Here is a 24,897-nt window from a genome sequence, read left to right as displayed (position 1 = left end):
GACAGCGAAGAGCCAGCAGCTCCAACTCCTAGGCGACAGCACGTGACGATCGTAGCTAATACGGTGACGGATGCAATCTGGAAAGTTGCAACCTGTCTGGCTACACGAGGGCGAAATCTGGCTTTTCCTGATCAATCCATTGATGTGGCAGCACTGCGCGACGCAAATCTTCTTGCCCGTCGTTATGGTGTGGACGGCGAGGAAGGCACGACCTTAGCAGCACTCGGCACGCCCTTGGGAATTACCAGAGAGCGGGTGCGCCAGATAGTTGAGAAATTGATCGAGCGTTCCGCTCAATTTGAGTTTGATATCCCAGCACTTGATGCCCTCGAGCTCGCCTGTGCCTCATGTCTTCCCTGCCCAGTGTCCGTCCTGAACAATCATGCGCGCACGCTACTGGGTGAACTTCTGACCTTCGAGCATGCGTGTCTTTTTGCTAGTGATCTGCTTGGAAGGCGCATTGCCCGCATGAGCGAGTCGGTCATGCAGCCGGGTAGCCTGCGCATTGATTCCTGGGCATATGCTCCGGACGATGACGATATTGTGGAAGTCGACGACGTCAAAGCAGTCCGAAGCCTTGCGTACGCAATGATCCGTTCTTGCGGCGTCGCTCATCTTCCCGCTGTTGCTGGCATCGCATCGCTCATTTACGAAGAGCAAGGTGCGAGCCTCGCCGGTATGCTGCAGTCAGTAGAGGGCTTTGAATGGCTTGATGTGGATAAGGCATGGTTCTGGTTTGGGCCAGAAAACCCCGGTCACAACATTATTCTTACCGTCGCCCGAAAAGTCTTCACGGTCGCACGTGAACGGGTTGACATCGCTGACCTGCTGGCGGCGATCATGCGTTATCGGAGCAGGACGGCAACCCCAGAATTTGACCGCGACCGCTCGTTGATGCTGATTCCGCCGATCCATATTGCGCGCGCAGTTCTTGACCGGCTTGCCTGGCTTCAAGTTGTCCAATACGACGACTATTGGGCGAACACACCACTCGATCCAATGGAAGAGCTGTCAGAGACGGAGTTGCGACTGGTGGCTGCGCTCGAGGCGAACGGTGGCGTGGCGAGCCGTTCTGAGCTGAGATCCGCACTTACGGACATCAAGCTCATCACCTTTTCAAGTGCACTCATGACGACACCGATTGTCCGTCTGGTCAGTCACGGCATTTATACCATTGTGGGAAGACCGCTCGATCCCATCGCGTTTATGCGTGCCATGTCGCCGCGCGAAGGAATGTTGAACCGCATCGAAGTTTGTCGTCATCCAGATGGAAGCGTGAGCTTTCCTTACATCATCACGGAGTTCGCCGCCAGGAGCAAGGCGTGCACCATCCCCGCAAGCGCTGTACCGCATGTGCCAGCGGGCGAATATCGCATACGAGATTCTTCGTCGACTGTTGACTGTGTCAATCGTTCGTCAGGGGCGACGGTCTTTAACCGCCTGGTGCATGAGATGCTTGTGCAAGGCTACGACTGTGGTGATATCGTGCGAATCACCGTTTATCCGGAGAGCAGAATCATCGAGCTCGCGCTGGACGATGCAATGATGGCGGCTTAGCCGCTTCGAACTTGGTGTGTTCATCACACCGCTGCGAAGCCAGTAAGCTAGGGACCCTGCCTCATCGAAGCTGCTCGGCTAGCGGCCTGATCCAACGACACGTCTGCCGCGTCTTCTCCATCCAATCGTACTCATCTGGAGAGACGCGGTCGTGATTCATTCGGCGCATGAAACATCGTCGATGATAGACAGATCGCTGCTTCGAACGATTGAAAGCCTCGCCTTGTTGGCCACCAGCGCCGCCGAGTACTCCATGATGCGAGCCGTTTCCGACGCCACGTCCTTACCCAGAAATCGCTCAAGAAGGTAGAACGTCGTGTCGATTCCGAGAGTAACACCACCGCCAGTGACGATATCGCCGTCGTCGACGACAAGTGCTCGCGAACCCTTGGCGCCGTACTCCACAGTCAACGCTTCGAGCGGATTGATTTCGGGGGGAACAACTTGCGTCTTTGTCGTCGCGGGACGCGCCTTTAACAGCCCTGCGGCCCCTAGCAACATCGATCCTGTGCATACGCTGGCAGCACAGACGCTCTCAGCTGCCCGCTTTCTCAGGAAAGCAAGCATCCGCTCATTTGTAGCTTGAACTTTCCAGCCCGGGCCACCCGTCACGATGAACACGTCTGCATATGGCGCGTCTTCGAAACTGTAGTCCATCAGAACCTTCAAGCCGTTTTGCAAATTAACTGCGCCGCCGGCCTCAGAAACGGTGAAGTATTCAAGATCGGACGTCACACGTTTCGCCATCGACAGAACACCAACAACACCAAGATCGATAGGTTCTACGCCATCGTAAAAAATAGCCGCTACCCTCATTTCTGTCTCCTGAAATTGGCTGTTCTCACAGCATAGGACAAAGTTTCCCAATAGACAACATATAAGGGCAAATTGTTTACTTTTTGTCGAAATGGCTTTCCAATGAGAAAACAGGCGTCGACCGTCAGCCAGCCGTTCGGTCCTCCTCGTCACCAGCTTGCACTACGACCAGCGCTTGTGCTTCGGCGCCGTCGATGCTGTGCCCCCGGTGACGCAGACTCGAGTCAAAGTACATACTGTCACCGGCTTCGAGCGTCCATTCGCGAAGCTCGCCGTTCAGCACAATTTCAAATCTGACGCGGCCGGACATCACGTAGATAAACTCTTCTCCACTATGCTGGAAGTATTGGTCGGCGTCCGTCTCCGATGGAAATGTGAAGATGAAGGGGTCCATCAACTTATGAGCCCTTTTATGCGCAAGACTGACGTAGTCATAACCGAAAGCCGTCCCACCCCGTGCCACGGGCTTGCGCTCCCATTTATGCACAACAGAGACTTTCGATTCGTCAGAACTTGCGCTACCGGCGTCTTCCAGGAAGAAGTAACCGAGCTCTTCGCCCAGGGCCCGCGCGAGCCGCGCCAGCGATGCAATTGGAGGGGCTTTTTTCCCGTTCTCAATGCGGGAAAGATAGCCCTTCGTGAAACCAGATAAGTCGGCCAGCGTCTCCAGAGTCATTTCACGCTTCTGACGAAGCTCCCGAAGCCGTCGACAGACCATCTCCTCATCCCGGTCTGCCTCATCCATCTCTAGCTGCATTGGCTCGCCCACCGATTGGGCAGCATCTTGTCGTCGTTTAGTCATCGCAATCGCCCAGAAGTCAACGCGCGCCCGGCCCTCCTGCCTGTAAACGAAAAATCGGGTCACCGTGCGCGGTGACCCGATTCTAGCTGCTGCGCGCCTGCGAGGAAACCTGTGCGACAGGAAGTTTCCCCGCACGTGCTTAGTGGGGATTCTTCTCAAACCCGGCAGCATTGAAGAATACGTTCGGCTTGCGGTAAATCGCGAGCAGCACGCAACCCTCATCTGTGTGCGTCTGGTGGAGTGATCCGGGCTGGCGCCACACGAACTGACCCGCTCGACAGATCCCGTCGTGATCGTAGAAGGAGCCCTCAAGCACGTAGCTCTGCTCGATTTCGGGGTGACGGTGGAAGGGCAACGTCGCGCCCGGTTCCCACTTCAACAGAACCGTCATCTCGCCAATCTCGTCGTTGCGGTACAGGACCTTCATCCAGATTTTGTCGAATTGGGATTTCTCCCACTCAATCTGGTTCGGGTCTACATACACAGACCCGCCGGGGGTCGGTTCAAGCTTGCCCTGCAGTCGCTGCGCGAAGTGCGGTTTCGTAGACGTTGCTTCCATGTCATCTCCTAGATCGTCAGTGAATGAAGCCACCGGGGAGGCGGTTGTAGACAAATATAGGTCAGTGTTTCCCATTACGCAACTTTTTATTGCAAATGTTTTTTTTCAGGCTACTCTCAACTCACGTTCGGTAAACATTCGGACGCCTGTGGACGTGGACAACGCCGGACCCGGCTAGGAGATCTGACATGGCAATTTTGCAAAGTGACCAGCTGGATGTGCTTTCAGCTGGCACAGCTGACGAAACCAGTGAGAAAGCGCGGATGCGAGTCATCATGGTTTCCAGCGTGATTGGAACGACCGTCGAATGGTACGATTTTCTTCTGTACGGCACTGCCGCTGCGCTGCTCTTTAACAGACTGTTCTTCCCTGCGTTCGACCCGTTTGTTGGGACTATCGCGTCTCTAGCTTCGTTCGCTGCCGGGTTTATCGCACGTCCTCTCGGAGGCGCCATTTTCGGCCACTTCGGCGATCGCATCGGTCGAAAGACCATGCTGATGATCACAATGTTCATGATGGGCGGAGCCACATTTCTCATCGGCCTCTTGCCCACCTACTCACAAATTGGAGTGTGGGCACCGGTGATTCTTATCACGCTGCGAATCCTTCAGGGAATTGGCCTCGGTGGCGAATGGGGCGGCGCAGCGTTGATGGTCGTCGAGCATGCGCCGCCTAATCGACGTGGTTTTTTTGGCGGAATTGTCCAGGTAGGCTTCCCGCTCGGGATCGTACTTTCTACCGCTGCCTTCGCCGCTGTCAGTCGGTTGCCCGAAGCGCAGTTTCTCGCTTGGGGATGGCGCCTTCCCTTCCTGGTCAGTATCGCACTCGTAATGGTCGGGCTGGTCATTCGCCTCAGGGTCTCTGAATCGCCAGAATTTCTTAAAGCGATGAAGCATGATGCGCCGGTTAAAGTGCCGCTTCTCGAAGTCTTTCGCTCGTACAAGCGCAGCTTCTTCGTTTCGGTGGGTCTGAAGATCTCTGAAGTGGCCTGGGTTTATCTGCTTTCTGTTTTTCTCGTGATGTACGGAAACAAGACAATCGGCATCCCCAAAACAGTCATGCTCAGCGGCCTGTTACTCGCCGCGACACTTGAATTCGTTACTGTGCCGCTTGCTGGATATCTGTCGGACATCTTTGGTCGCAAGCCGCTCTACTACTTCGGTGCGGCGTCGACCGTCCTTGCTGCGTTCCCACTCTTCTGGCTGGTCCAGTCAGGCGACCCGATGACTGTGATCATCACAATGGCAGTTTGCATGAGCCTTGGTCACGCCACGCTTTTCGGTCCGCAGGCGGCATGCATACCTGAACTCTTTGGTACGAAGGTGCGCTACAGTGGGTGTTCGCTAGGCGTCCAGGTAGCGGCCGCCATTGGTGGCGGTTTAACTCCGATCGCTGCTACTTCACTAATGGCCTTTACGGGGCATATCGAATCCGTTTCATGCCTGATCGCGCTCCTCGGAATCTTCACATTGATAGCGACTTATGCCGCAGGCGAGACGTCCGGGAGCGACCTGTCAAAGAACTGATACTCCGAGCTTTTTTCACGCATGACCTGCCACGGAACGATCGTCCTGCAAGTCGCTCTGTGGCGCTTCCCCGATTGACATGATTACCGTTGAGAAGGTGACACCATGACCTGCGTCGTAACTGAAAGGTGTATTGGCTGCCGCTATGGCGAATGTATCGCTGCGTGTCCCGTGGATGCATTCCGGGTGGGGAAAAATTTTGTGGTGATTGATCCCCAAGTTTGCGTTAACTGCACAACCTGTACCTTGGTTTGTCCAGTAGGTGCAATCGTGCCGACCTATGAGCTTCCCCACAATCAGAAACACATGGCAGAAGAGAACGCCCGCCTGGCAAGGATTTACGAGCGGGCGAACGGCCCCGTAACACCCCTCCCAGACGCGGACAGTCTCGCAATGGAAGAACACAAGCTCCACCTCCTCTCACATTGACGTCCTTCCCGCCCTCAGCCTGTGGCCGCCGCGCCCGGCGCGGGAAGGACGGGGATTCCTACTGCCAGACGGCGACGTCCCGCCGCAAGAATGTTCTCTGCCGAGTTGATGTCGCGATGATGATACGCGCCACACTCTGGACAGGCCCATTCTCTTATTCGCAAACCTTGCAGGCCCTTCGGGCCTGTGCGCCTGCTACAGCAGCTACGGGTCTGGGTTGAATACGCTTCATCAACCTCATCGAACCACACGCCGGCGAAATCGCATTTGTATTGCAGCATGATCCGGAACATACTCCAGCCCGCATCGAGCACAGACTTTGCCATCCGTGTCTTCGCGAGCGCCGAGGCGTTCACGTTGCCAGTGAAGATGGCGCCGTACTCTTCGACGAGCGCCGTGGAAAGCTTCTGCAGCATGTCTTTCCGGGAATTCTAGAGACTTGTCCACACGAATGGCTTGGCAATTGCCTGCTCGCAACGCCTCTTGGGATGCGTAGTAGGCGAGCGCGAACAGATTACTGGACAGCCGATTGCCCAACAGGCACGATGCGCCGTGGCCGCCCGTCTTCACGCGCTGACTTGTCTGCGGGACGATGCGCGTAGCGCCGCGTGGGTGACCAGTTTTTCGATTGTCGCTCGCGCAGTCGAACGTCCGAATCGCCTCACAAGATGTGGCAATCGCTTGACTCTGCCGGCTCTCGGGCGACGTGCCCACAGGAAAGTGGCTACCCATCCGACTATGGTCCATCCGAGCAAGATGTTTGCTACTGTTATGGCAAATGCATCAGGGTGGTTCTGGACATCCGCTTCCATTGCCGGTGTCAAATACAGGACGACGGCGCCAAGGACAATGACAATTTCGACAATCTGCTTCATCGCATTACTCCAATAAGGCTGCGTTAAATACGGCGCCGGGCGGTCGGCCAGCCGGCAAAGCTGTGGTCAGGTCTAGGATGCGTGCGCTCGAAATCTATGTGCATAGACTGAAATCACAATTGCTCCGACTACAACAATTCGCTGCTAGCCGTGCATAGTCGCGCTCTAACCATGAAATTGCCGACTTCTCCCGAGGATAAACGCCGCTCCGGACAGGTACCTGGGTTTTGCAGTTGCCGGAGACTATTTGTGCAATGAAGAGCCTTGCTTGTGTGCCTTGACTACGCTGCAGCTCTACTGCGAACTTCGCTTTGAAAAAAGTTGATCTCCCTCAGGTTGCAGCCCACATACTAGGATTTCGTGTATAATCCTTGACTGAGTTATTTAGCTGCGCAGAAGCTAAATAAGATCCGTCTTGAAGGTCCCACCGACGCAAGGCATACCTTCAGTAAGTGATCATCTCCTCATTGGAATGTCGCGCCGCCTTGCGAGTACTTTTGATTGTCATATCTAGCGGCCCTTGAGGCGTCTGGTCTTCCAATCTTCTCTACTGCATTCCTGGATGCGACACAGTTGTGCGGCGCCGCCTGCAAGCGAGTAAGTGCTAGGCGCGCGCAGTCAATACTGTGCTGATTTTGTGACACCCTCTCGACACCGCGCAACCTCTCAGATTCTGGTGCAGCCCTCGGAATGGCCAGAATCTTTAGCCGACCTTAACTGGTCGGCTTTTTTTGCTCGAGCCGGAAAGTCGAACGTTCTTTCGTATCGGCGCGAAAGAGCTACACAGACGCACCTATCGGACGTCTATATCTCAACCTCGAAGTGATCTGTCACCGGTCGAGCTCTCCTGAACGTGAGAGAAACACGCCTGCCACGCAGCACATTCCCCTCCTTCTTCCGCTTTGGGATTTCATGCGCCCATCTTTCCCGCACCTCACCAGCCAACACTGCAGCGCTTTGCCGGTGAAGCAAATATTCTGCTTTGCGATCTTCCTTGTCGCTGCGAAACAGCATACTCCAGGATTCTCCGAGACTGATCGTAGCCACAGCACCTGGAAAACATTCAAGGCAGTCGAACAACATGGCGTCCGTTCACATCAACGGACGAATTTCCCCCTCGCACAAGGCCCTGAGGCCGCACCGACAACCTTACAAGACCAGATCGACCGTACGGTCCACCCTCAAACTGCCTTGCGTCGGCGTTTCCGTCGTCGTCGGCTTGTCACGCAAACACTGAGTCATGTCTCCCTGGCCTGTGAGCAACGGGCATTGTTTGAATAGTTCAGCTACCCACTCAACAAACACACGGACCTTTGGCGCGAGATGCTTGGCGTGCGGATAGACAGCAGAAACGCTTTTCGAGCGCGGCCTCAAGCCAGGGAGAATCTCCACCAGTGCTCCTGATAAAAGGTGCGCGTGTGCCATGTACCTGGGAGGTTGGACGATCCCTGCGCCATCTACGCCGGCCATAACATAAGCCTCAGCGTCGTTGAATGCCAGGTTTCCTCGCATTTTCACCTCTGTCGCCTCCTTCTCATCGACAAAATTCAGGTCGAGAGTGCGCCCGGTCCGGCCTGAAAAGTAATGGACCGCCGAGTGCCCGTCAAGATCAGCGAGTGATCTGGGAACACCATGACGTTCCAGGTATACAGGGCTCGCAGCGGTCACTACATCTAGCCAACCCAGATTCCTTGCAATGAGCGTTGAATCCTGCAGCGGCCCCACCCGAATCGCGCAGTCGACACCATCCTGGATAAGGTCGACTCGTCTGTCGCTAAAGCCGATCATCAAGTCAATGTCTGGATACAAAGCTCGGAAACCGGCTATTTGCGGCACCACAATCAACTTGCCGAGCGAGGCTGGCATATCGACTCGAAGTTTTCCGCGAGGCCCCTTCCCAAACCCAACGATTGCGTTTTCACCCTCTTCTATCTCAGCAAGGACTCGGGCACATCGCTCATAGTAGTCGGCGCCCTCGGGCGTAAGCTTTAGCCTCCGCGTTGTGCGGTGCATGAGACGCACACTCAGATGCGCCTCCAGCCTTTTGATGATGGTAGTCGCAGACGCGGGAGTCATCTCCAGAGCTTCAGCCGCCCGGGAAAAACTGTTCATCTCCACGACCTTCGTAAAGACTTCCATTGCTTGCAACCGATCCATTCTTGCTGCCTCCTACGGGGCCTAAATTTTTCGAAACTCTCATTGCCAATCGCAACTAGAAGCGCTCGCGCATCCGTTTGCAACATCTAAATTGTGCTCTCAATCATAACAATTTACCAGCGCTTAGAGCATCGAGCGCCGAAAAGGCTTCATACCGAGGCTGAAAACAGAGGGAAAGACAGACTAACAGTGGGCTCGGCACGTGGAGGAAGCCTTCCTTAATCGGCCGCCAGGCGCTTCATTCTCTAGGGAGCCGAAGGTTGAAGCTCCCTGTACCCGGCTTACCGTCGTGCTTTGTTTCTATGGCGGAGATTTGCTCACGGCATCCGTCAACGACGTCCATGTCACAAATTAGGGTTGTTATCCGAGACGCTCCAGGTCACGCCATCCTGGCGAGTTATTCGACGCTAACTGCTTCCCCGTTCCCGGCTACGCTTGCTGACGGGTGTCCCGCGTATGGCGTGAATTGCCGCCACGCCTTCTGTGAGTCGACCTGTGGAATTCAAAGTGGCCGTCATGCGTGACATCGTTCACGTAGGGGCTCCCAAAAAAAGCAGCGGTGTTATACGCAGAAGGCGCTGCAGTTGGCCGTTTTCTCGATCAGACTTGCTGCGCAGCGCGTTCAGGATCTCAGGGCGTGATTGATTTCTTCAGGACGGAGCTTGCTACGCCGGTTCACCATATGAAATCGGTCTGAAAACAATCCTGTCGGTGCGCAGGGAGTTTTCAGAAACAAGCATCGACCGAATGCTCCGGATATTCCTGCACTACGGACGGGAACGCAAAAGTCATCAAATGTCGAATTGCCAACGAAAACATCAGGTAGCCACTCACCGCGCTTTGGCGCTCGCAGGTTCATTAGTCAGGATGCTGTCCATCACATCAGCAAGCGTCTGTCGCGCAAGACTCTTTTCGAATCCAGATTGAGCCTTCTCAAACACGCCTGCCATTGCTCTCTTGATGTTGCAGCTCACCGGGCAGTCCCGGTCGACCGGATATTCATGAACGATAAACGTTGGAGGAGCTTCGCTTGCAAAATAAATGTCCAGGAGGGTGATCTTGCTGGGTGCACGAGCAAGAACGCAGGAGCCGTTACGACCGCGCGTTGCCCTCACCAGCCCGGCCTTCGACAACTTTGCCAAGGCACGACGGACAAAGGTTGGCTCCGCATTTACGCTTTGGGCAAGTACAGCAGACGTAACTTCACGACCGTTGTGACAACCCAGCACAGCGAGAATATGCGCAGCAACCGAAAACTGGACGTTTGAGAGGCTCATATTGAGATGGTATCTACCACAATATGGAATGTCAATCGAGGGCAGCGGAGATCAGGAGCAATTTCCTCTGCGCAATGCGTGATGCCGGCTGCTGTACACGTGAGCAAAGGCCTTGTGCGTGACTCGCATCACGCAACGGGCACCAGACGACCCCGGCGGCGCCCTGGACAGCGATATGCCGCTGGTCTCCATGATTTCCCAAACAAGTCGGCCACAGGCGAAGTGTCTGGCCTTGTGCGAACGATCGATTGTTCTCGCCCGTGAAATAGTGTTTTCAATTAACACAATTTAATTAATCGCGATGACTGTATAGACTCAAGCCACATCTCGCGGCTCCCTTCCCTAGTCGCGATTTCCTACCAGCAAATCTGCTGACATTCATCACGGAGCTATCATGAAAGTTAAGTCGTTCACCGCACTGGCGCTACTCGGTCTCACAACAATCTCCACGGGCGCGTTTGCGAGTGGGTACGGCCCTGCCCCTCACTATAATCCGGCTGCAGGTGCGCCGGCCTCGCAGCGAGGTCAGAGCGTACAGACCGTGGCAGCGGAAAAGAATGCTGTGTCTACCGCTGGAACGGCCTATGGTTCGGTTAATGGTGACTCCACAGAGCGAAGCAAGGAGTTGGCGGGTTCCTATCATCGTGCTCCAGTGGCTGATTAATATCGTGGATCTCGCAAAATTCGATAGGACGTTACAGCCCGGATTCCAGCAGTCGTCACGGCTTGCTGTTGTCGATAGACGCAGTGCCCGGGCGGCGGCGTCAAATACCAGACGTCACACCGGCAAGCAAACAAATTCGGTGTGGGTGAAGGTAATCGAGAATCTGAGATCTGCAACTAGCGACGAGGAGCGCAACAAGGGCGGAGCGGCGCGAGGGGGCGGTCGAACCTCGCGCCGACCGCAGAGCATCCACATGCTAGATGAAGCCAGTCTCTATCCGGTTACCCTGGAAGGTGAGGATGGCACTCGCGCCCCCAGACGGTTTTCCGTCGTGGAACGTCTCGCCGAAAATGCGGTTTCGCTCTCATGGTACAGCGCAACGAATGGACGCCTGACAGATCAGCGGTGGACACTGGCACGCGCAGTGCAAAAAGGTAGGTGCGTGATGAGCGGAAAGGAGATACAGCGAGGCGACCTCGTCTATCGTCCAATGCGACGGGACGTAGGAGGTTACGTGGAGGAAGATATGGCGCTCGCCTCGGTTATAGACTCGATATCGCTATGATTACTGCGTGACGCACGCTCGTCGCAGCACGTGCTGGACCGATGAAGGCCAACTTACTGGCGATTATTGTGACAGATGATCGGATGCGTGAGCCTAGCAAAGACCAAAGCGAATGCAGCAGGCAATAGCATCTAAGCGCTTCTCAGAACAAAACTAGTGACCTCGTGGCGCGCGGATCCGGGGATACAGCATGAGAAACCATGGCGTTCACGCGCAACGATCCGTTTAGTCAGATGTAGATGGGCCGCCACTCGGCGCATCTGCACCGCGCAAGGCATCCGGCGCCCGCCCCCTGGAAGACCGCAATCAATCGGGGCCGAGATGAAATCACACTCGCCGTGTCCGGGACAGGGGCAGCCTCCTCCGCTTGAATCAATTGCTGCAACGCAAAACGCACAGATCAAGGCTGAGCGCCTCCGATGAAACTTCTCTTCGATCGTATCTTTGACCGCCGGCTCAGAGCGACGGGCACTTCCGTCGAAGCTTGCAATCGATGCGAACTGGCAATACCAACGGATATTCGCCACCGATCAAGACATTATTCACGCCTTTCCAAACAAATTCTATTAAATACGGTTTTTAATTTATTTATTTCCGAATAAATCATCACACTTGAAGTTCTCAGTCGCTCGCAAACCTCACTTAGGCTCCTGTTCCTTGCTGCCGCTGCCGCTAGCACGCGAGAAATTGCCAAAGATCTGTGCAGCTTCGAGCTAACGCTGCTATCGTTATAACTCGATGGTCAACCAGCGAGGTCAACATGCGAAGAGACAGCCAACTTCTAAAAACCATCCTAACGTCTATGCAGGAGCATGAAGAACCAACGCAGTGCTGCAAAGAGATTGAGCATGCGGTCAGTAAGACAACAGGGCATACCTGGCCAGAAATCAGGCTTCATCTGGCCCTCCTGAAAGACATGGGCTTGGTCGCGGAGTGCACGACACCTGCTGAATATCGGCTGACCAGCGCAGGATACGACGTAGTGGAGAGCGCAAACCCCTTTGAGCAATTGACCGGCTGGGCGAAAGTTGGCGACGGCACAAACATTGAACTGGCACGTTCATACCACGAGGCACGCCACCCCCTGCCGCCAAGACGCTCTTAGGCAACGCGCCAACTGCTCAGTATGCGGTCTTACAGCTTAGCTTGCCGTATCACTGGCGTGTAGTCGTTATCCTGGATTTTCGATAGGGTCGACAACCGTAATTCAAATCGCTTTCGAGCGTGGGCGCTCGGACCCGAGCGCCCTAAATCCGCTGATGTTACCTTTGCGTGCTCCACGCTGCGCCACAAAGCAATATCGTAGTGATACCGACCGCACCGAACATGTGGACAATGATGGGAGGCTTCGAGCCGGTGGCTGCGAAGTCTGATTCTGCAAGTGATGCGGGACTGCCGGGAAAGTAACGCCACCAAGAAAATTGGATGCTCGATTTGAGCTGCCAGGACGAAGCCGCCCGTCCCCAAAACGCGCCCACAATCGTGCTCCTGCACGGGTTTGCAACTGCCATGCGTTGAAACTGACCAAACCTGATCATTGCGTTTAAAAACGGGTCCTACACGGTATATCTTATGGAGATACCGGATGCGACTCTTATCAATTGGCGAAGCGGCAGACCAACTGAGCGTGGCGGTGGGGACACTGCGACGCTGGCATCGGCAGGGGCTGCTGGCTCCTGCCGGGCGGACCGTTGGCGGTCATCGGTGTTATCTGCGTAACACCCTGCGCCTGGGCCTCGACGAGTCAGCAGCGGCCGTTGGCGAGACAGTTTGCTACGCGCGCGTCTCGTCGCATGACCAGGCTGAACAGATGAAGACGCAGGCGGCACGGCTGGAGAAGCATTGCATCGCGGCCGGCTTCCCGGACATTGAGGTTGTCACTGACCTGGGCAGCGGCCTTAATTTCCGTAAGAAGGGATTACAGCGCCTTCTGACAGATATTCTGCATGGCCGCGTCGCACGACTCGTGCTGGTATCGAAAGACCGCCTGTTGCGGTTTGGCAGCGAACTGCTGTTTCGCATCTGCGAGTTTTTCAACATTGAAGTCGTGGTTCTCGACGCAGCACCAGACGTATCGCGTGAACACCCGTTGACCGAAGATCTGGTCGGGATACTGACGGTCTTCTCATCGTGTCTGTACGGCTCACGCAGCCGCAAGAATCTGCGAGCGCTGGCCGTCTGATGTAGGCTACGACCCAGACGCGGTTGCGGCTACCCGAAACACATTGACGGTTTCTCTTAGCATGCGCGCCTGTTCCTCCATCGACTGCGCAGCGGCGGCGGCCTCCTCGACCATTGCGGCGTTTTGCTGGGTCGTCTCGTCCATCTGAGTGATCGCGATATTGACCTGCTCGATGCCCCGCGTCTGCTCTTCCGACGCGCACGAGATCTCACCAATAATGTCCGTCACGCGTTTGACCGCCTGCACGATCGAATCCATCGTCGTGCCCGCGCGCCCGACAAGCACGCGCCCGCTGTCGATCTTGCTTGTTGACTCTTCGATCAGGCCTTTAATCTCCTTCGCGGCGTTGGCGCTTCGTTGTGCAAGGGTGCGCACCTCGCCTGCGACGACCGCGAAGCCGCGACCCTCTTCACCGGCGCGTGCCGCTTCCACGGCGGCGTTGAGCGCAAGAATGTTTGTCTGGAATGCAATGCCTTCGATCACCCCGATAATGTCGACGATTCGAGTCGAGCTTGCGGCAATACTTTGCATCGTATTGACTACCTGATGCACGACCTCGCCGCCTTCGCCGGCGATGTGCGATGCATTAGCGGCCAACCCATTGGCTTGCCGTGCATTGTCCGCATTCTGTTTGACCGTTGCAGTCAGCTGCTCCATGCTCGCCGCAGTCTCGCTCAACGAGCTGGCTTGCTCTTCAGTGCGCACAGAGAGGTCCTGGTTGCCCGCCGATATTTGCTGCGCGGCAACCGTGATGGTTTCAGTGCCCGAACGAATCTTGGCGATCGTGTCGACGAGCCGCGCCTGCATGTTATGCATGGCGAAGAGCATGCTTCGGCGATCGTCGGCGCGCAGGCTCAGCTTGCTCGTGAGATCGCCGCCTGCGATGGTCTCTGCGATCCTGACCGCGTAGGCGGGTTCTCCGCCGAGACTGTGTGTGATGTTGCGAATAATCAGCACCATCACGACCGAAAGCACACCACCGATCAGCATCACCGCAATCAGATAATTGCGCAGGTTCGCGTAAAACGCATCGTTGATGTCGTTGACATAGACGCCTGACATCAAATACCAGTCCCATGCAGGGAATCGCTTCATGAACGCGATCTTCGTTGCGATCTTGCCGCTTGCCAGCCGCCCGTCGAATTCGACAAAGCCTTGCCCGTCGGCCTTCGCGATATTAATCATGTCGACCCAGAACCGCTTGCCGGTCGGATCCTTGTAGTTGCTGACGTCGCGGTTGCGCATGTCAGGCAACACGGGATGCATGATGACCGTCGGGTGGTTATCCACAATTATCATGTAGCCATCGTGTGGATAGCGCATCGCGCCAATGCGCTCCATTGCCTGTTGCTGCGCATCTTCGAGCGTCAGCTTATGCGCCTCGACAAGCTTCGCGTAGTTTCCCGCAACGCCGTATGCGGCTTCAACGACGTTCTGCACAGAGCCTTTGCGCTCGTCCTCCATAGTGTTGCGAGTTTGAACTGCTGCCCAGGACCCCAACATCAAGAGGCCCAGCCACGTTATGGCCAGTGCTAACCACAACTTCGCATTAACGCTAAGACGACCCAATATTAGCTCCTTCATTTACGCAATCGGCGCCATGGATTTCAAGCGGCCACTACTCTTCTAAGAAGTTGACGGTTGAAATTCGTTAAAGCTGAATCCGGGTTAACGCTTAGAATTTGTGCATTTTTAGATGTTGCGTAAAATCCTGACACCGATGCAGCTCATGAGATTTGCAACAGCATCTTCGTATCTGTCATCAGTCGATCATTGAAATTGTGCAATCTCATTTGCCAACATCGGCGCGACGTTTCAGCCGTTATAAAAACGCCGACCCTGATCACGCAGCCATAGCCGTACGAGATGTCGCTTGCGCTCTGGCTCGGGATAATCCGTAAAGCCCGTGCGCCGATGCCCGCAGCGCTTGTTGTCGACGATCTGAATCTGACCCGGCTCAAAGAAGAACTCGCGGCACCATTGCGGTTCGCGCATCGTCTCTTCCAGCACTTCAAGCGCTTCTCGCGCCTCATGATCCATCTCGATACCCGCCATTGCATAGCCGTTGATCACATGTCGATGGGAAAGACGGCAGACGAGCTTGTCCTCAACCGTCTGGAACAGCGGATGACTGATGACAGCAGGATCCTCGGGCGCGTGCTCGCGCTGCCGATCGAACAGATAGGGGCGGTAAAGCCTCGGCAGCAGTTCGGGATTGTGCTTGAGCATGTTGTTGTAAACCGTATAGAAACTGACGATGCTGCTGATGCCGCCTTCCATCGCTGGTTGCAGGCACAACAGCGAGACGTAGTCCGGCGCATACAGGTTATAGCTGTTGTCCGTATGAAAATTCTGCTCGGCATTCGTGATGTCGGGCCGCACTCCGTTGCCGGGCGGCTTGCCCAGATCGCGAACGTCGTAGACGAGCTTGCCGTCCCAACTCTGTGCCACGGGCCGCGCGACCAGTTGCGACAAGACCCAGTACACGGCCTGCGAATCGCCGACGCCATACTCACTTACGGGCAGCTTGTCGACGATGACAAAACCGGGACCATCCTCGAGCCAGCGTTTCGCCTCTGCCATCATCTGCCGGCACGCAGGCAGCGCAAACTCGGCCGCATCGAGAAGCGCAGTCTGCAACGGGTTCGCACGCAGCGTCTCGACGAGTTGATCGAGTTCCTTCCGGCATGCGGCATTCAGGTGAATCACGCCGTCGTCATCAGCGAGGCTCTTGCTATCCCAGGCAATCGGCCCTGTGAACGGCACGCGGCGAACCTCAGGGTCCCCATGCGCCGATTTTTCCTCCAGAATCCCAGCTGTCATCTCCAACCTCCTCGATAGCAAGTTAGCCCATCTTTGCATTTCAAGTCTAAAGACAACCGCAGCTCGCAAATAGCGATATATTTCGATGAAGCCATATCGACGATTTCGATTGGCTTACCGAATTCTCATCGATTCTTCTCATTACATTCATGGACATCCGTCAACTGGAGACCTTGCTTCGCATCGTCGAGACAGGAAGCTTTGCGGCGGCCGCGCAAGCGCTGGCTGCCACGCAATCGACCGTATCTGCGCGTATTCGCGAGCTCGAACGTTCGCTCGGCGTCGAGCTGTTCGACCGCACCCAGCATCGCGCGCGCTTGACGCCGAAGGGTCTCGATCTGCTACCAACCGCGCGCGAGATCGTCGCACTCGCTGCCAAGGCACGTCACCAGGTCGGCGACGCCCGGGCGATCACTGGAATCGTGCGCATCGGCGCGGTCGGCCTCGTCGCGCTGACCTGGCTACCGAAGTTCATGGCCGCCATTCGCTCGGGTTACCCGGGTGTGTCGGTTATGCTCGACGTTGCGCTGACCGGCTCGTTGATAGATAAGGTACGCGATGGCGACATAGATCTCGCGTTGGTAACAGGGCCTTCCAATGAGACGTCGCTCGCGTCGGTCTCGCTTGGCTATGACGAATTCGTCTGGATGGCCGCGCGTAGCCTGCAGGTTCCTGCCACACCGATGACACCCGCAGAACTGGCGCGCTGGCCGGTTCTTGGCCTCTCCCCTCAATCGCATCACTATCCGGTCATCGAGCGCTGGTTCCGCGAGGCCGGGGCGGGCTACAACCCTGTCATCTCCTGTGGCAACGTGCGCGTGCTCGCCGATTTAACACTCGCCGGGCTCGGTGTCAGCCTGTTGCCTCGAGCTTCTTTTGCCGCTGAAATCGCCGCCAACGTATTGGACGTCCTGAATACCACGCCGCGTATCGAGCCGGTTGAATTCGTTGCCCTGTATCGCGGCAATACGATGAACCCTTTGGCGAACGCCATTGCCATGCTCGCCTCCGACGTGAGCGAGTTCTCCGTGTCTCGCTGACTTCATTCTATGCAGACCGGCACGTATCTGTAATTGCAGACGCCCCGATATGCAAAACGCGCTCACGAGTGAGGCTGCAGTTCATCGCCGAGCCCCATCGATGCTGAACCCTCTACGTCTGGCTTTTTTGGGAACATTCGAAATGTCGCGATCAGTGCAATCAATGCCGCGCAGCTAAGCCAGACCGCTGGCATGGCTCGGTTGCCGGTCAAACGAATCAACATCGTGCAGATCGCGGGTGTGAAACCGCCGAATGCCGCCTGCGCGCCGCTCCATACGAGCGAAAAACCCGTGCCGCGAATATGTGCGGGCATGATCTCGGTCAATGCGACCACCATGCCGCCCTGGTATGCACCGTAGATCATCGCGTACCAGACCTCGACAATAAGCAGACGCGAAAAGCTCGGTGCCTGGACCAGCCAGTACATCGTCGGAAAGGCAGTCAACACGACGAGCGCAGCGCATACGGTCAGCACTGGCCGCCTCCCGATCCTGTCGGACAGGGCACCGACAATCGGCAGCATTGTGAAGTTCGTCAGGCCTACAGCCATTGTCACGAAGAAGGTGTCAATCGCGGGCAGGTGCAACGCGCTTTGTCCATACGTTGGCGTGTAGGCAGTGATGAGGTTGAACATCACTGCGGTCATCGTGACGAGCATGATGGCCCCGCCGATCTTGCGGCGGTGCTCGCGCAAAGACTGGAAGATCTGCCGGGTCGTCGGCGTCATCTTTCGCGCTTCGAACGCTTCGGTTTCACGCAGTCGGCGCCGCACACTGAAGAGCACGGGAATGATGAGGCAGCCGATAACAAACGGAATTCGCCAACCCCAGGCATCCATTTGCTGCGGTGTAAGCTGCCATCGCAATGCCACCCCGAGTACCGCCGCGAAAACGACGGCGAGCTGCTGACTCGCCGATTGCCAGCTCACGAAAAAGCCACGGCGTCCCGGTGGCGCCATCTCCGCGAGATACACCGATACACCGCCGAGCTCCGCCCCCGCCGAGAATCCCTGCAGCAATCGGCCTGTAACGACGAGAATGGGAGCGGCAATGCCAATTGTCTGATAGCCCGGCGTCAGCGTGATCATCAGCATGCCCACAGCCATCAGCCCGAGCGTCAGCAAAAGCCCTTTTCGCCGCCCCTTTCTGTCGATATAAGCGCCGAGCACGAGCGCGCCGATCGGGCGCATCAAAAAACCCACGCCGAACGTAGCGAGCGAAAGCATCAAGGAGGCGAACTCGGAGCCGCGAGGAAACAAGGCGTGTGCGATCGAGACTGCATAAAAACCATAGACCGAGAAGTCATACATCTCGAGGAAATTTCCACTGGTCACGCGGAGAATGGTCCTCGCCAGTGACTCGGTTTTTTTCGGCCCGTGCATATATGGTCTCCTTCCTGTTTCGTTTTGGCGAGCAAATCGAATCCTATTACCGCCCGACGCGTCACGGCCCTAATTGCGCCGAGCACAACTTCGTAGCGGACAACTCGCATGTGGTCCCGGTGATTCTCGCCCCCGGTATGTGCTCCGTTCAGCTCACGCCAAGGGACGCCGAGAGCGCCTTTCTGTCGATTTTTCCAACTGCAGTTTCCGGAAGCGACTCGACAAAAATAACCCGCTCGGGAACGTAAATTCGTGACAGGCGTTGAAGTACCGCATCGCGTGCATCGTCTTCGCTCATCTGCGCGGCCGGCTTCAGCACGACGAACGCAGCCGGGACTTCGCCAAGATCGTGGTGTTTTTGGCCGACGACGCAGCACGCTGCGACGCGACGATCGGCCATCACGGCGCTTTCAATCTGCGCGGGGGAGAGATTTTCGCCACCGCGAATAATCACGTCCTTGATACGGCCCGTGATGTAAAGATAGCCGTCGGCGTCGAAGCGCCCGACGTCGCCCGTGCGCAGCCATCCGTCACGCAAGGCTAGAGCGGATTGCTCCTGTGCGCCCAGGTAGCCGATCATCAGCGTTGGCCCCGCAATGCAGATTTCGCCTTCGTGTCCTGCTTCGTCCGTCATGCGGCCATCTGCTTCGCGCAATCGCACGCACTGGCCGCGCAATACGGTGCCGATCGATCCTATCCGCCGTGCGCCGGGCGGATTCATCACACTAGTGCAAGTCGCTTCAGAAAGACCATAGGAGACGACGAGTTCGCAGCCGAGCAATGCCTCTACTTGTCTGTGAAGCTCAGTCGTAATGGGCGCTGACCCACAGCGCGCCATGCGCAGACTGGCAAGGCTCTCCTTGTCGAATGACTCATCCAGGATGCGTGAATACATGGTCGGCACGCCGGTGATAATGGTCGGCCGATGGTGCGCGAGAAGTTCCGGCATCTCGTTCGCGCGAAACCGTCCGGCGAGCACGACTGTCGCGCCCGCGAGCAAGGGAGTGAAGAGCTGATTGTTGAGCCCGTTCGTGTGATAGATCGGCATGGTGTGCAGCAGTCTGTCGTTGGTCGACAGACTGCTGTGCTCGATCACGCCCAGCGCGTTGTGCAAGAGCGCGCGCTGGGTCAACTGTACGGCCTTTGGACGGCCCGTACTGCCCGATGTGAACAATAGCAATGCACGCGTCGCCGGGTCGATCGTGTCTTCTCGCGTGCCCATCTCACTCGTGCTGAGCGTCTCGAATGGGATAGCGGTGACCTCCTCCGCTTGCAAGTCAAGCGGTGCCTGAGCGGTGTCATGAACGATCCAGCGCGCATCGATCGCCGAAAGCCGATCTGACACCTCGGCCGTCGCGAGTCCGGGCTCAAACACGCAGGGACAAAGACCCGCACGCACCGCTGCCAATACTACGAGCAACGCGTCGAGTGAGCGCTCCATCATCACAGCGACAGCTGAACCTGGTGCAATCCTGCGTGTACCAAAGCCGTCGGCCAGCTGCATAGTAACCAGATCCAGCGCACCGTACGATAACGTCTGCTTGCCATCGGTCAATGCTGGCCGCGACTTGATCGCGTCGGAGCGCCATGCAGTTGCCCATGCCCGAGCCAACGAATCGAACCGGGAAGTGGTCTCAATCAGGATCATGATCGGTGGCCGGACTTGTCATCGAAGCCGGACGGCCGCGTCGCGCTCGAAATCGCCCTTGGGGTCCAGCGCTCGCAATGCTTCTTGTTCGCGAACAGTGGGTAGCGCCGTCGGTTCCGCACCACTTGCATCGAACTTGAAGCCTGTGCGCTCACGCACTTCCTCGAGACTGCTTTCAGGATGCCACGAGCGCAGCGCCAGACGACCCTCGCGCTTCTCGAATACGGCGATTGATGTCACAACGCCGTGAAAGCCACCCCACGAAGTCACGAAATCCAGCTTCTCGACGAGCGTGCGACGCGAATGTTCGGTGCGCCACGTACAGGCGCGACGTGCAGTCGGCAGCATGACCGCGCCACCTCCTCCGCCAGGTAATCTTACTTTCGGATCCGACCACTCGCCGATGCACGAGTTGTTCGCACATCCCGCACCGTCGATTTGCGCCGCACCAAGAAAACAGAGATCCATGCGACCTCGTGCACATAGATCGTAGAAGTCCTCGTTTGCGAAGATGGACTGAGAACCCTCAGCAAGCAGCGGGTCCGAACTCGAAATCGGAATCGACGATGGCGACGGATTCACGCCGCCCGCAACGTTGATATAGATGAAGTCTCCGTCGTATGCGCGTTTTGCCAGTAAGCATGCCAGCATCGGCAGCGTCGAATTGACCCCACTGAATGTGATCTCCTCGGGCCGAATAAAGCGCGCGAGATTGGTCACGATGTATGAGAAGCCCGACCAGTGTTCGCTCATGCTATTCGCTCCCCGCTTCCGGCGCGCTCTCAAGATGCGCCTCGAGCGCGTCCGCATCATCTGACAGGTATGCCTCGACGGCGGGATAGTCGATGGGATAATAGGGCCAGCATGAGCCGGGCCACGCTCCGGAGGGCACGACTGCCAGCGCCTGGACCATAAAGTAGGGAATGACGGTCAGCTCCGGCTGCCGCGAGAAGTCCTCGTCGCTGATCTGCTCGGTCACGATAAGCACGCTATCAGCCGCGCGGCTCATGATCCTGTCCCAGTGGGACGTACCTGCGATCCGCACATTGCCGAACCGGTCGACACTGCTTGCGTGAATGACGGCGAAATCGGGCTTGATTGCAGGAATCAGCCATGTTGTCGCACCGCTCCCATACGGGTCTTCAATGCATTTCCACTGGTTGACTCGCGTGAGCTCGCTGCCGTGCAGCCCCGCGCACGGCTGAAACGGAACGCCGAACGCTGCAGCTCGCAGGCCTGCCGTAAGACTTGCGCATGCATGCTCCTCGAGCTGCAATGCACCCTGCTCCACCGCGCGCCGATAGAACGGCGCAAGCCCAAAGTTGCCTTCCATCGCGACGATGCCGCACAGTGCGCGTGTCGCCACTCCGGTCCTGCAGAGGATATCAATGTCGTAACCTGGCGACTGCTTGATGACCTCCATCCGGCGCTTGCCTTGACGAATCAACTCACGAACGAACGCGAACGGGCCGCGATGAAGGAAGCTGCCGCCCAGTGCGATTGACGAGCCATCAACGACAAGCCCGGCGAGATCATGCAGCGTGACGCATTTGTTCGTGCTTGCGAATCCTGAACCCATTCCATTCTCTCCATTCGGAGAAACTACCATGTGTGCCAAGAAGTTTCGGGGCAACAGTGCCTAGCGCTCGAGATACTCTGCGATACGTCTGCCGATGCCCGCCTCCGCAGCGGACCTGACTAGCACGGCCAGGTCGATATCCTGCTTGCCGTCGGAGAGAGCCTCGTGCAATAGTCCTCGCGCTTTCGGCGGCAGCGCGGTTGCGCGGGTCCCCGCCGTCGCCATCGCATCAGGCCACTGCGCAATATCGGCGACCTGCTCGACGAACCCTATGCGCGCGGCTTCGGCGGCGCCAAATGTTGCCGATGTTTCGAGCAGCCGGCGCGCGTTCTCCTTGCCAACAATCGCTGCAAAGCGGCGTGTGCCGAGCGCCAGACCAAACTTGAGCCCTGGCATCCTGAACGTCGCATCGGGCGTGGCGACCCGCATCTTGCAGGCAGCAAAGAGATCGACACCGGCACCGAAATTGCGGCCCTGAGCAAAGGCAACGGTGAGGCATGGCAGCGCGGCAATACGCTGCAATAGCAATTCGATCCTGACGAAACGCAGCAGCAGGTCGCCTTCGCTTTGCTGTTCCACGCCGGTCATGTCAAAACCCGCGCTCAAGCACCGGCCTTCACCGCGTAGCGCAACAAGTGGGACACCCATCGCCGCCACCTCGCCGAAGGCATCGCTCAGCGCGTCGACGAGCCCTGCAGACAATGCGTTCAACTTGTCTGGACGGTTCATCGTGATCGTCCAATGCGACTCGCCCTTTTCGATGCGAAGCGTCATCAGTTCGCCTCCGCGTCGATGCGCTTCAAGATTTCATCGTTGTGCTCGCCGAGAGCGGGGGGCCGGCGATCGATGGTCGCACTCCTGCCGGAGAACCGAACCGGCGACACGAATGTGCGAATGACGGCCCCGTTGGACAATTCGACGGGCTGGACCCATTGCATGTATTGCACCTGCTCGTCCTCGAGCACCTGCGAATACGTATTGATTGGTGCGCACGGCACGCCGGCCTCGCGGAACCGTTCGATCCAGTAAGCCACGTCGTGGTTCGCGAAGCTGGCTTCCAGGAGAGCGCACAGTTCGACCTGATGCTGCGCGCGCAGCATGGTGGTGGTGAAGCGCGGATCGGCCGCGAGCTCCGGGCGTTCTACCGTCCGGCAGACCGAGAGCCACAGCGCATCGTTGCCCGCAGCCATGCCAAAGTATGCATCGCGCGCTTTGAACGCCTGATACGGCGCGTTGCGTGGATGGGCTGATCCGAGTTTCACCGGGTCTTTGCCTGTGCCAAAGTATTCCGAGGTTTGCAGCGCTGCGATGGCGAGCGTCGTGCCGAGCATGGGGACGTCCACATGGGTGCCGTGCCCGCTCATTTCGACACCTCTCAGCGCCGATACGACAGAGAAAGCGGCGTACAGGCCCGCTGAAAAATCGGCAAGCGGCACGCCGCATTTGACCGGGGCGCCATCAGCTTCCCCGGTGATGCTCATAATGCCGCTCATGGCCTGAATGGTCAGATCGAAGCCGCCTTCCTGCGCACGCGGACCCTCCTGGCCATAAGCGGAAATCGAACAATAGACTAGGCGCGGGTTCAACTTCGCCATTGCCGCATAACCAAGGCCCAGCCGATCCATTACGCCGGGCCGGTTATTTTCAATGAGCACGTCTACGTCACGAATTAGCGTGCGGGCCCGCTCAAGATCGGCCGGATCTTTCAGGTCCAACGTGACCGAGCGTTTGTTGCGGTTCAGCGATGCGAAGTTCTCGCTGTATCCGTCCGTAATCGGCGGCCACGAGCGCAGCGTGTCGCCACCTTTAGGATGCTCAACCTTGATGACGTCGGCACCCATATCACCGAGCAGCATGCCGCAAAACGGACCGGCCGCCACGTTGCAGAACTCGATGACCTTGATTCCCCGAAGCGGCGTGTCCATCTAACTCCTCGATGATTGGCGATGTGCATTCGTGCGCACGAAACGACGCCGCATTGTGAGACGCGGTGCTTTCGTTCTGTATGGGTATTGTGTCGTTCGATCTGCCGAGAATGCAAATTTTAAATTGGTCGTCCTATTTTATAGGACGGCCTGAAGGCAGGCTTACGCGAGCACCCCGAAATAGGGATGGCGGTAACCCATTGCGCGAGAAATGTCGGCGCCAGCGGCCAGCACATCTGGAGTGAATGCCTTCATACGCTTTTGGCTCAGCCGCTCGAGCGGCCCTGAAATGCCGATAGCGGCAACCGCCGCACCAAGGGCGTTGAAGATTGGAGAGGCGACCCCGCCTACTGTCTCGCGCCACTCACCTCGGTTGATCGCATAACCAAAACGGGCGACTTTTGCCAACTCGGTCTTTAATGCGGCGCGGTCTGTAATCGTGATCGGCGTGTACGCGTTCAATTCGCGCAGGTAGACATCGAGATATTCGCTCGATTGGAAGGCGAGCAGCGCTTTGCCCGTAGCCACGCACCAGGCTGGCGCCCGCCCGCCGATCGTCGAATATGCCCGCACCGGCTGCGGACTGTCGATCTTGTCGATATAGATGACCGTGTCGCCATCGATGACGGAGAGATGGACCGTTTCAGCGGTGCGCTCGGCCAGTTGACGCATGGCCGGAAGAGCCATTCGACGTACGTCGAGGCGTGCGAGTTGCATCGCACCGAGCTCGAACAACTTCAGGGTTGTACGGTAATTTCCCGACACCTTGTCGCGCACGACGTAATCCGCATGCGCAAGCGTCTGCAACGTGCGATGCGCATTACTTTTGGTCAGCCCGAGCTGGCTTGCCAGTGCCTGGATACTTACGGACTCGCCGGTCTGGTTCGCCATGGCCTCTAGCACCAGAAGGCCTTTGAGTAGTGTCTTGTCCATCTATGTCCTTGAACTATCGGTGGTTCGTTCGAAGCGAAGCGCGAGTGGCTTGTTTCTGATTGAGCTGGCGCGCAAGCGATGCCTATGCGCCGGGCGCTGCCGGGGGCGCTACGGCCCACGGCGATAGTCGGATTCTGCCGCGATCGGATTGCCTCACC

The 24,897-nt window shown here is 57.1% G+C and carries 22 protein-coding genes and 1 pseudogene; 6 read left to right on the top strand and 17 right to left on the bottom strand.

The window, feature by feature from the left end:
• The first annotated feature begins 42 nt into the window (after positions 1 to 42).
• A complete protein-coding gene (locus P3T16_RS23660) occupies positions 43 to 1,557 on the top strand; it encodes a sigma factor-like helix-turn-helix DNA-binding protein (protein ID WP_429344215.1) in 1,515 nt (504 codons plus the stop codon).
• A 156-nt stretch (positions 1,558 to 1,713) separates the two neighbouring features.
• Here the strand turns inward: P3T16_RS23660 and P3T16_RS23655 are convergent, their stop codons facing one another.
• The 3 genes from P3T16_RS23655 to P3T16_RS23645 all read right to left on the bottom strand — a co-directional run bounded on the left by P3T16_RS23655 (position 1,714) and on the right by P3T16_RS23645 (position 3,734).
• Positions 1,714 to 2,373: a DJ-1/PfpI family protein gene (locus P3T16_RS23655; protein ID WP_429344103.1), complete on the bottom strand. Its 660-nt coding sequence runs from the start codon at positions 2,371 to 2,373 to the stop codon at positions 1,714 to 1,716.
• Between the two features lie 124 nt (positions 2,374 to 2,497).
• Positions 2,498 to 3,175: a helix-turn-helix domain-containing protein gene (locus P3T16_RS23650; RefSeq protein ID WP_429344102.1), complete on the bottom strand. Its 678-nt coding sequence runs from the start codon at positions 3,173 to 3,175 to the stop codon at positions 2,498 to 2,500.
• A 139-nt stretch (positions 3,176 to 3,314) separates the two neighbouring features.
• Positions 3,315 to 3,734, bottom strand: a complete 420-nt coding sequence (locus P3T16_RS23645) for a cupin domain-containing protein (protein WP_429344101.1) — start codon at positions 3,732 to 3,734, stop codon at positions 3,315 to 3,317.
• Between the two features lie 188 nt (positions 3,735 to 3,922).
• Between P3T16_RS23645 and P3T16_RS23640 the strand changes: the two genes are divergently transcribed.
• Together P3T16_RS23640 and P3T16_RS23635 are read left to right on the top strand one after the other, a co-directional pair.
• Positions 3,923 to 5,260 (top strand): MFS transporter, encoded by a 1,338-nt coding sequence (locus P3T16_RS23640; RefSeq protein ID WP_429344100.1) that lies wholly within the window; start codon positions 3,923 to 3,925, stop codon positions 5,258 to 5,260.
• Between the two features lie 105 nt (positions 5,261 to 5,365).
• On the top strand, positions 5,366 to 5,689 hold the full coding sequence (locus P3T16_RS23635) for a 4Fe-4S dicluster domain-containing protein (RefSeq protein WP_429344099.1): 324 nt from the start codon (positions 5,366 to 5,368) through the stop codon (positions 5,687 to 5,689).
• Between the two features lie 14 nt (positions 5,690 to 5,703).
• Here P3T16_RS23635 and P3T16_RS23630 read toward each other — a convergent pair.
• The 5 genes and pseudogenes from P3T16_RS23630 to P3T16_RS23610 form a co-directional block, all read right to left on the bottom strand.
• Positions 5,704 to 6,108 (bottom strand): annotated as a pseudogene (locus P3T16_RS23630) (RNA-guided endonuclease InsQ/TnpB family protein); the annotation flags it as partial.
• 147 nt (positions 6,109 to 6,255) lie between these two features.
• Positions 6,256 to 6,564 (bottom strand): superinfection immunity protein, encoded by a 309-nt coding sequence (locus P3T16_RS23625; RefSeq protein WP_429344098.1) that lies wholly within the window; start codon positions 6,562 to 6,564, stop codon positions 6,256 to 6,258.
• Positions 6,565 to 7,368: 804 nt separating this feature from the next.
• Positions 7,369 to 7,647, bottom strand: coding sequence for an alpha-ketoglutarate-dependent dioxygenase AlkB (locus P3T16_RS23620; RefSeq protein ID WP_429344097.1), 279 nt, complete (start codon positions 7,645 to 7,647; stop codon positions 7,369 to 7,371).
• Between the two features lie 66 nt (positions 7,648 to 7,713).
• Complete coding sequence (locus P3T16_RS23615) at positions 7,714 to 8,721, bottom strand: LysR family transcriptional regulator (RefSeq protein ID WP_429344096.1); 1,008 nt, start codon at positions 8,719 to 8,721, stop codon at positions 7,714 to 7,716.
• A gap of 830 nt (positions 8,722 to 9,551) precedes the next feature.
• Entirely contained in the window at positions 9,552 to 9,998 is a 447-nt protein-coding gene (locus tag P3T16_RS23610) for an Rrf2 family transcriptional regulator (RefSeq protein WP_429344095.1), read from the bottom strand.
• Positions 9,999 to 10,555: 557 nt separating this feature from the next.
• On the opposite strand from P3T16_RS23610, the gene P3T16_RS23605 reads away from it, so the two are divergent.
• Both P3T16_RS23605 and P3T16_RS23600 read left to right on the top strand, forming a co-directional pair.
• Positions 10,556 to 11,227, top strand: a complete 672-nt coding sequence (locus P3T16_RS23605) for a DUF3331 domain-containing protein (protein ID WP_429344094.1) — start codon at positions 10,556 to 10,558, stop codon at positions 11,225 to 11,227.
• A 1,585-nt stretch (positions 11,228 to 12,812) separates the two neighbouring features.
• Positions 12,813 to 13,409 (top strand): IS607 family transposase, encoded by a 597-nt coding sequence (locus tag P3T16_RS23600; RefSeq protein ID WP_429344093.1) that lies wholly within the window; start codon positions 12,813 to 12,815, stop codon positions 13,407 to 13,409.
• Between the two features lie 6 nt (positions 13,410 to 13,415).
• On the opposite strand, the gene P3T16_RS23595 is transcribed toward P3T16_RS23600, so the two are convergent.
• Both P3T16_RS23595 and P3T16_RS23590 read right to left on the bottom strand, forming a co-directional pair.
• Entirely contained in the window at positions 13,416 to 14,978 is a 1,563-nt protein-coding gene (locus tag P3T16_RS23595) for a methyl-accepting chemotaxis protein (RefSeq protein ID WP_429344092.1), read from the bottom strand.
• Positions 14,979 to 15,224: 246 nt separating this feature from the next.
• Positions 15,225 to 16,232 carry a TauD/TfdA family dioxygenase gene (locus P3T16_RS23590; RefSeq protein ID WP_429344091.1) on the bottom strand — a complete coding sequence of 336 codons (1,008 nt, stop codon included), beginning with the start codon at positions 16,230 to 16,232 and terminating at the stop codon, positions 15,225 to 15,227.
• 149 nt (positions 16,233 to 16,381) lie between these two features.
• On the opposite strand from P3T16_RS23590, the gene P3T16_RS23585 reads away from it, so the two are divergent.
• Positions 16,382 to 17,272, top strand: a complete 891-nt coding sequence (locus P3T16_RS23585) for a LysR family transcriptional regulator (RefSeq protein ID WP_429344090.1) — start codon at positions 16,382 to 16,384, stop codon at positions 17,270 to 17,272.
• 62 nt (positions 17,273 to 17,334) lie between these two features.
• Here P3T16_RS23585 and P3T16_RS23580 read toward each other — a convergent pair whose 3' ends face one another.
• From P3T16_RS23580 to P3T16_RS23550, 7 genes are all read right to left on the bottom strand, one after another.
• Positions 17,335 to 18,654, bottom strand: a complete 1,320-nt coding sequence (locus P3T16_RS23580) for an MFS transporter (RefSeq protein WP_429344089.1) — start codon at positions 18,652 to 18,654, stop codon at positions 17,335 to 17,337.
• Positions 18,655 to 18,802: 148 nt separating this feature from the next.
• Positions 18,803 to 20,302 carry a class I adenylate-forming enzyme family protein gene (locus P3T16_RS23575; protein WP_429344088.1) on the bottom strand — a complete coding sequence of 500 codons (1,500 nt, stop codon included), beginning with the start codon at positions 20,300 to 20,302 and terminating at the stop codon, positions 18,803 to 18,805.
• Positions 20,303 to 20,320: 18 nt separating this feature from the next.
• On the bottom strand, positions 20,321 to 21,055 hold the full coding sequence (locus P3T16_RS23570; protein ID WP_429344087.1) for a CoA-transferase subunit beta: 735 nt from the start codon (positions 21,053 to 21,055) through the stop codon (positions 20,321 to 20,323).
• 1 nt (position 21,056) lies between these two features.
• Complete coding sequence (locus P3T16_RS23565; RefSeq protein WP_429344086.1) at positions 21,057 to 21,881, bottom strand: CoA transferase subunit A; 825 nt, start codon at positions 21,879 to 21,881, stop codon at positions 21,057 to 21,059.
• 60 nt (positions 21,882 to 21,941) lie between these two features.
• Positions 21,942 to 22,655 (bottom strand): enoyl-CoA hydratase/isomerase family protein, encoded by a 714-nt coding sequence (locus tag P3T16_RS23560; protein WP_429344085.1) that lies wholly within the window; start codon positions 22,653 to 22,655, stop codon positions 21,942 to 21,944.
• Positions 22,655 to 23,806 (bottom strand): CaiB/BaiF CoA transferase family protein, encoded by a 1,152-nt coding sequence (locus P3T16_RS23555; protein ID WP_429344084.1) that lies wholly within the window; start codon positions 23,804 to 23,806, stop codon positions 22,655 to 22,657. The genes P3T16_RS23560 and P3T16_RS23555 overlap by 1 nt, the downstream gene beginning before the upstream one ends.
• A gap of 162 nt (positions 23,807 to 23,968) precedes the next feature.
• Positions 23,969 to 24,739, bottom strand: a complete 771-nt coding sequence (locus tag P3T16_RS23550; protein ID WP_429344083.1) for an IclR family transcriptional regulator — start codon at positions 24,737 to 24,739, stop codon at positions 23,969 to 23,971.
• Between the last annotated feature and the right edge of the window lie 158 nt (positions 24,740 to 24,897).

The sequence above is a fragment of the Paraburkholderia sp. GAS42 genome (assembly GCF_050436565.1).
In the GTDB taxonomy this organism is placed as follows: Bacteria; Pseudomonadota; Gammaproteobacteria; order Burkholderiales; family Burkholderiaceae; genus Paraburkholderia.
Note: the sequence above shows the minus strand (reverse complement) of the source record. Positions and strands in the feature narration are given on the sequence as shown.